5 protein-coding genes and 1 tRNA gene are annotated in these 7,505 nt (G+C 42.0%); all 6 read left to right on the forward strand.

From position 1 onward, the window contains the following. The first annotated feature begins 16 nt into the window (after nt 1-16). On the forward strand, nt 17-868 hold the full coding sequence (gene rsmI, locus KQI87_RS02510; RefSeq protein ID WP_216458779.1) for a 16S rRNA (cytidine(1402)-2'-O)-methyltransferase: 852 nt from the start codon (nt 17-19) through the stop codon (nt 866-868). Nucleotides 869-1,136: 268 nt separating this feature from the next. Then, complete coding sequence (gene gyrB / locus KQI87_RS02515) at nt 1,137-3,062, forward strand: DNA topoisomerase (ATP-hydrolyzing) subunit B (RefSeq protein WP_216458780.1); 1,926 nt, start codon at nt 1,137-1,139, stop codon at nt 3,060-3,062. Between the two features lie 19 nt (nt 3,063-3,081). After that, nucleotides 3,082-5,661 (forward strand): DNA gyrase subunit A, encoded by a 2,580-nt coding sequence (gyrA, locus tag KQI87_RS02520; RefSeq protein ID WP_216458781.1) that lies wholly within the window; start codon nt 3,082-3,084, stop codon nt 5,659-5,661. A gap of 2 nt (nt 5,662-5,663) precedes the next feature. Further along, nucleotides 5,664-6,221 (forward strand): hypothetical protein, encoded by a 558-nt coding sequence (locus KQI87_RS02525; protein ID WP_216458782.1) that lies wholly within the window; start codon nt 5,664-5,666, stop codon nt 6,219-6,221. Between the two features lie 20 nt (nt 6,222-6,241). Then, nucleotides 6,242-6,952, forward strand: coding sequence for a lysophospholipid acyltransferase family protein (locus tag KQI87_RS02530; RefSeq protein ID WP_216458783.1), 711 nt, complete (start codon nt 6,242-6,244; stop codon nt 6,950-6,952). Between the two features lie 158 nt (nt 6,953-7,110). Beyond that, nucleotides 7,111-7,198: transfer RNA gene (locus tag KQI87_RS02535), tRNA-Ser, on the forward strand. The last annotated feature ends 307 nt before the right edge of the window (nt 7,199-7,505 follow it).

The following is a 7,505-nucleotide window of genomic DNA, read 5'->3' on the forward strand; positions in this document are numbered from 1 at the left end:
ATGAGAGGAATCAATTATGAGTGGTAAATTGTATTTGTGCGCAACACCCATAGGAAATCTGGAGGACATTACACTCCGGGTACTCCGCACATTAAAAGAAGTAGATCTTATAGCAGCAGAAGATACCAGAAACAGTATCAAACTGTTGAACCATTTTGACATTAAAACACCCATGACCAGTTATCATGAGTATAATAAGATCGACAAGGCATACGTCCTGATCAGCAAAATGCAGGAAGGTCAGAACATAGCTCTGATCACAGATGCCGGAACTCCGGGAATCTCCGATCCGGGTGAAGAACTGGCAGCAATGTGCTATGAAGCTGGGATTGAAGTAACCTCACTTCCGGGACCTGCTGCCTGTATCACAGCCTTAACTCTTTCCGGTCTGCCAACAAGAAGATTCGCATTTGAAGCCTTTCTTCCTGCAGATAAAAAAGAGAGAAAAGTAATCCTGGAAGAACTGAAAAATGAAACAAGAACCATTATTCTCTACGAAGCACCACACAGATTGGTAAGAACTCTGGAGGAGTTAAAAGAAACTCTGGGAAACCGCAGGATGACTTTATGCAGAGAGCTGACAAAGAAACACGAGACAGCTTTCCATACAACCATCGAGGACCTGATTCTCTATTACCAGACAGAGAAACCACTGGGTGAATGTGTCCTTGTGATCGAGGGAAGAAGCAGAAAGGAAATGGAAGAAGAACAGAAAGCTTCCTGGGAAAAAATCACCATAGAAGAACACATGGAAATCTACGAAAACCAGGGCCATTCCAGAAAAGAAGCCATGAAATTGGTAGCAAACGACCGAGGAATGACCAAGAGAGATGTGTACCAGTATCTCATTAACAAAAGCGAAGAATAAGAGAAACAGGCAGAAGAATTCCCGTGCGCGGGGATTCTTTTTGCATTGTACGAAATACAATGATTTTTGGGGAATAATCCAAAGAAAATGTAATAGTATTTAATGTTTTTTTGGTGATGAATGTGGCAAGATATAGGCTTTTGTGCTATAATAAATTTGTATTATTATGTCCAAATACCAGAATATATTTGAAAACCTGTTTATGGTAAACCCGCAAGGGTTTTCAGATATATTCTGGTTATGATCAATAGATAACAGGAGGAATAAAATGGGCGGAGAAAATACAGAATACGGAGCGGATCAAATCCAGATTCTGGAAGGTTTGGAAGCCGTACGAAAGAGACCAGGTATGTATATCGGAAGTACATCCAGCAGAGGTCTTCATCACTTGGTTTATGAGATCGTAGACAATGCAGTTGATGAAGCTCTTGCTGGATTTTGTACGGAAATTCAGGTAGTGATCAATTCGGATAACTCTATCACAGTTGTCGATAACGGACGTGGTATTCCGGTAGGCATTAACCATAAAGCAGGAATCCCTGCTGTAGAAGTTGTATTTACCATTCTTCATGCCGGCGGCAAATTCGGTGGTGGAGGGTACAAGGTATCAGGCGGACTCCACGGAGTAGGTGCATCTGTAGTAAACGCACTTTCTACCTGGCTTGAAGTAAAAATCTATCATGAGGGAAAAATTTATCAGCAGAGATACGAACGAGGCAAGACCATGTATCCTCTGAAAGTTGTAGGCGACTGCGACCCGGAACTGTCTGGAACAACAGTTGTATTCCTGCCGGATAAAGATATTTTCGAAGAAACTGTATACGACTATGATATCCTGAAACAGCGTCTGAGAGAGATGGCATTCCTGACAAAAGGTCTGAAGATCTGTCTCAAAGATACCAGAGAAGGAATGGAAAGAGAGAAAATTTTCCATTACGAGGGTGGTATCCGCGAATTCGTAACTTACCTTAACAGAAGTAAAGAAGCGCTCTACCCGGAGATCATTTACTGCGAGGGACAGGTAAACGGAGTATCTGTAGAGGTTGCCATGCAGCATAATGACTCTTATACAGAGAACTGTTATGGATTTGTAAATAACATCAATACACCAGAGGGCGGTACTCATATCGTAGGTTTCAGAAATGCTCTGACAAAAACTTTCAACGATTATGCAAGAAAGAATAAACTGCTCAAAGACAGCGAGCCGAACTTAAGCGGAGATGATATCCGAGAGGGTCTGACTGCAATTGTCAGTGTTAAGATCGAGAATCCTCAGTTTGAGGGACAGACTAAACAGAAACTCGGAAACAGCGAAGCAAGAGGTGCTGTTGACAGTGTAGTAAGCAAACAGCTTGAAATCTTTCTTGAACAGAATCCGACTGTAGCAAAAGCTACTGTAGAGAAATCTGTTCTTGCACAGAGAGCCCGTGAGGCAGCCCGTAAGGCCCGTGACCTCACCAGAAGAAAATCAGCCCTTGACAATATGTCTCTTCCTGGAAAACTTGCAGATTGCTCAGACAAGAATCCTGAGAACTGCGAGATCTACATCGTAGAGGGAGATTCCGCCGGTGGTTCCGCAAAGACTGCCAGAAACCGTGTGACACAGGCTATCCTGCCTTTGAGAGGTAAGATCCTGAACGTAGAGAAAGCACGTCTGGATAAAATTTATGCAAATGCCGAGATCAAAGCTATGATCACAGCATTTGGAACGGGAATCCATGAGGATTTTGATATCAGCAAGCTTCGTTATCACAAGATCATCATCATGACCGATGCCGATGTTGATGGTGCGCACATTGCCACCCTGCTGCTGACTTTCCTGTACCGTTTCATGCCGGAACTGATCAAACAGGGATATGTATACCTTGCGCAGCCTCCGTTATACAAGGTTGAGAAGAACAAGAAAGTATGGTATGCATACGACGACGATGAACTGAATCAGATCCTGACAGAAATCGGCCGTGACGGAAATAACAAGATCCAGCGCTACAAAGGTCTTGGAGAGATGGATGCAGACCAGCTCTGGGAGACAACAATGGACCCTGAGAAACGAATCCTGCTCAAGGTTACCATGGACGAAGCAGCTACATCTGAGATTGACCTGACATTTACTACACTGATGGGCGATAAGGTAGAGCCAAGACGTGAATTTATTGAAGAGAATGCAAGATTTGTAAAGAATCTGGATATCTGATAATAGGGAGAATAGATAAATGGAAGATAATATTTTTGACAAAGTCCACGAGGTGGATCTGGAGAAGACCATGAAGGACTCCTACATCGATTATGCTATGAGCGTTATCGCTTCCCGAGCATTACCTGATGTAAGAGATGGTCTGAAACCGGTTCAGCGTCGTGTACTGTATTCCATGATAGAGTTAAACAATGGTCCTGACAAGCCGCATCGTAAATGTGCGCGTATTGTCGGTGATACAATGGGTAAATATCACCCGCACGGTGACAGTTCTATCTATGGCGCACTTGTAAATATGGCACAGGAATGGTCTACCAGATATCCGCTGGTAGACGGACATGGAAACTTTGGTTCCGTGGACGGTGACGGGGCAGCAGCCATGCGATACACCGAGGCACGTCTGAGCAAGATTTCCATGGAAATGTTGGCAGATATCAATAAAGATACCGTTGACTTCCAGCCAAACTTTGATGAGACAGAGAGAGAACCTGTTGTACTGCCGTCCCGTTACCCGAATCTTCTGGTAAACGGAACTTCTGGTATAGCAGTAGGTATGGCAACAAATATCCCTCCTCATAATCTGGGAGAGGTCGTAGATGCGGTTGTCAAGATCATTGATAACATCATCGAAGAACAGCGTGAAACCACAATGGAAGAGATCCTGGACATTGTAAAAGGTCCAGACTTCCCGACAGGTGCCACGATCCTTGGCAGAAGAGGAATTGAAGAAGCCTACAGAACAGGCCGTGGAAAGATCCGTGTACGTGCCGTAACAAACATCGAGACACTTCCAAACGGAAAGTCCAGAATTATCGTTACAGAGCTTCCATATCTGGTAAATAAGGCACGTTTGATTTCCAAGATTGCAGAACTTGTAAGAGATAAAAAGATTGATGGAATCACAGACCTGAATGATCATTCCAGCCGTGAGGGAATGAGAATCTGTATTGATCTGCGAAAAGATGCAAATGCAAATGTAGTTCTGAATTTACTGTACAAGCATACCCAGCTTCAGGATACTTTTGGCGTAAATATGCTTTCCCTTATCCCAAATAACGGAAGCCTTGAGCCGAAGGTATTAAATCTGAAACAGATGCTGGAATACTATCTGGCACATCAGGAAGATGTAGTGACCAGAAGAACAAAATATGACCTGAATAAAGCAAGAGAACGTGCCCATATCTTAGAGGGACTGCTGAAAGCCCTTGATAATATCGACGAAGTGATCCGTATTATCAGAGCTTCCCAGAACGTGCAGATCGCGAAACAGGAATTAATGGAGCGTTTCGAGCTGACAGATGTCCAGGCACAGGCAATCGTAGATATGCGTCTGCGTGCTCTGACAGGTCTGGAAAGAGAGAAACTGGAAGCAGAATATGCTGACTTAATGGAGAAGATCCGTAAATATGAAGCAATCCTTGCAGACAGAAATCTTCTTCTGCGCGTGATCCGTGAGGAAATCCTTGCGATTGCTGAGAAATACGGCGATGAAAGAAAGACTTCCATCGGATATGATGTATACGATATTTCTACAGAAGATCTGATTCCAAGAGAGAATACCGTAATCACAATGACCAAACTTGGATACATTAAGAGAATGACAGTAGACAATTTCAGAAGCCAGAACAGAGGTGGAAGAGGAATCAAGGGCATGCAGACTCTTGAGGACGATTACATCGAAGAACTTCTGATGACCACTACTCATCATTATCTGATGTTCTTTACAAATACAGGACGAGTATACCGCCTGAAAGCATATGAGATCCCGGAAGCAGGACGTACTGCAAGAGGAACTGCGATCATCAATCTTTTACAGCTGATGCCGGGAGAATTTGTCACAGCAGTCATTCCAATCCGCAAATTTGAGGACGGCAATTATCTCATGATGGCGACAAAGAACGGTCTTGTAAAGAAAACTCCGATCCATGAATATGCAAATGTGCGTAAGAACGGACTGGCAGCGATTACTTTACGTGACGATGACGAGCTGATCGAGGTTAAGCTTACAGACGATAAGAAAGACGTGATCCTGGTAACAAAAGACGGTATGTGTATCCGTTTCAAAGAGACAGATGTAAGAAGCACCGGCAGAACTTCCATGGGTGTACGAGGTATGAACCTTGACGATGGTGATGAAGTTGTAGCAATGCAGCTGAATTCTCAGGGAGACTGCCTGCTGATCGTATCTGCAAATGGTATGGGTAAACGCACTGCAATGGCAGAATTTTCATGCCAGAACCGTGGCGGAAAAGGTGTGAAGTGCTATAAGATCACAGAGAAAACCGGTGATGTAATTGGAGCGAGAGCTGTAAATGAAGATAATGAAGTCATGTTGATCACAACGGAAGGTATCATTATCAGGATCGCATGCTCTGATATTTCCATTCTTGGAAGAATCACATCAGGTGTAAAACTGATCAATCTTACAGATGGTGTCACTGTAGCAAGTGTAGCCAAGGTAAGAGATAAAGAAGAAAAAGACGCAAATGCGCAGTCGGCAGCAGGAGAAACTGCAGATGATGCACAGATAGTAACTGAAGAGTCTGATCAGACTTTAGATCAGGATGCACAGAGTGAGAACACAGGAGAAGAGGAATAACCATGAAAAAATGGTACAGATATCTTGCAGCAGGAGTGTTGGTATTACTGACACTCTGTGTGGCAGGATGTGGGGGTGTAAGCCACAAATCACCGGAAAAAGTTACAGAGGAACTGATTCAGTCCTATGTTGACGGAAAAGAAAACAAAGTAAAAGACTGCTACAATCAGAAAGATAATACAGAAGCAGATCTCCAGACAGAGATCACAGCAACGCTGAAGTATTTTGAGGCACATAATCCAAAGAAAGTATCTATTCAGGACTGCCAGGTACTTTCTCAGAATGATAATTATACATATGTATATATAACCTATAATCTGATCCTTGAGGATGACCAGGAATATCCATGTGTAGGAACCTATATGGTAGGAAAACAGGATAAAACTTACTATATTATGTCATCATCACAGATTACAGATGATATGAGAACACAGGCAGCCACAGACTATGCCAACTTTATGAAGACAGACGCTTACAAGACTTATACCAAAGCATACGATACATTTATCAAGAAAAATCCGGGATATGAAGATAAGATTTCGGAAAAAATAGGATCATGATATATTGAGGACAAAAATAAATGAAAAGAATATTATTGATGGTATTTAGAAATCTCTTTTTTGTTCCATATGGATGGTTCAAATTATGCTGGTATGCATCACATGCAGACCGTTACAGCGAAGAGGAGAGATATCAGCTCCTTAAGTATGTAGATAACAGAGCAGTACGCGGTGGTAATCTTGTGATCGATGGTCATGGAATAGAAAACATTCCAAAAGAGAACGGATTTATGTTCTTTCCAAATCATCAGGGTCTTTTTGACGTACTTGCGATCATACAGGTGTGCCCGGTGCCTTTTTCAGTAGTAGCGAAGAAAGAGCTGACAAACGTACCGTTCCTGAAACAGGTATTTGCAATTATGAAAGCTTTTATGATCGACCGTGAGGATGTCAAGCAGTCTATGCAGGTGATCATTAATGTTATCAAAGAAGTAAAGGCAGGACGAAACTATCTGATCTTTGCAGAGGGAACTAGAAGCAAAGACGGAAATCATCCACAGGAATTCAAAGGCGGAAGCTTCAAAGCGGCAACCAAGTCAAAATGCCCGATCGTACCAGTAGCGTTGATCGATTCTTATAAGGCATTTGATACAGGTTCTATCAAACCACTTACAGTACAGGTACATTTCCTGGAACCTATATACTATGAAGAGTATAAAGATATGAAGACAACAGAGATTGCAGCAGAGGTGAAAAGACGTATCGAAGCTACAATTTCACAGTATGCATAATGCTTTAAAATAGTATATAATAGTGTAAAAATAAAAAATATTGAAAAAAGTAAAAAAACCTGTTGACAAAACAGGTTTTTTTACATATAATTACAAATGCGCTTCGGGAAATACCAAAGTGCATTCGAATTTAATATTGAACTATTAGTTCGGAGTCTGGAGAAGTACTCAAGAGGCCGAAGAGGTGCCCCTGCTAAGGGTATAGGTCGCTAACGCGGCGCGAGGGTTCAAATCCCTCCTTCTCCGCTTTATTTTTTTGAAAAAATACTTTTTCAAAAAAATAAAAAAAGATATTGACAAACGCTTGGAACTATGATAAAGTAAACAAGCTGTCAACGGACAATGAATCAGTTGAAAAAAGATTTGAAAAAACTTAAAAAAGTTCTTGACAAGTCGAAAACAACATGATAAAATAAACAAGCTGCCGCAAGGCAGACAACCTTGATAACTAAACAGTGAAACACATACGATTCTCGAAAATTCTTTACATTTTTAAGAACGGTTGAATAAACCAAAAACAGTAAAAACGAGAGATAACTAAGCTAGTTGGTTG

Origin of the sequence: Blautia sp. MSJ-9, assembly GCF_018919065.1 — a bacterium.
GTDB lineage: Bacteria > Bacillota > Clostridia > Lachnospirales > Lachnospiraceae > Blautia_A.

Excerpts from the sequence above, each read along its gene's own strand:
- rsmI (WP_216458779.1), top strand. The coding sequence starts at position 17 with ATGAGTGGTAAATTGTATTTGTGCGCAACACCCATAGGAAATCTGGAG.
- gyrB (WP_216458780.1), top strand. The coding sequence starts at position 1,137 with ATGGGCGGAGAAAATACAGAATACGGAGCGGATCAAATCCAGATTCTG.
- gyrA (WP_216458781.1), top strand. The coding sequence starts at position 3,082 with ATGGAAGATAATATTTTTGACAAAGTCCACGAGGTGGATCTGGAGAAG.
- KQI87_RS02525 (WP_216458782.1), top strand. The coding sequence starts at position 5,664 with ATGAAAAAATGGTACAGATATCTTGCAGCAGGAGTGTTGGTATTACTG.
- KQI87_RS02530 (WP_216458783.1), top strand. The coding sequence starts at position 6,242 with ATGAAAAGAATATTATTGATGGTATTTAGAAATCTCTTTTTTGTTCCA.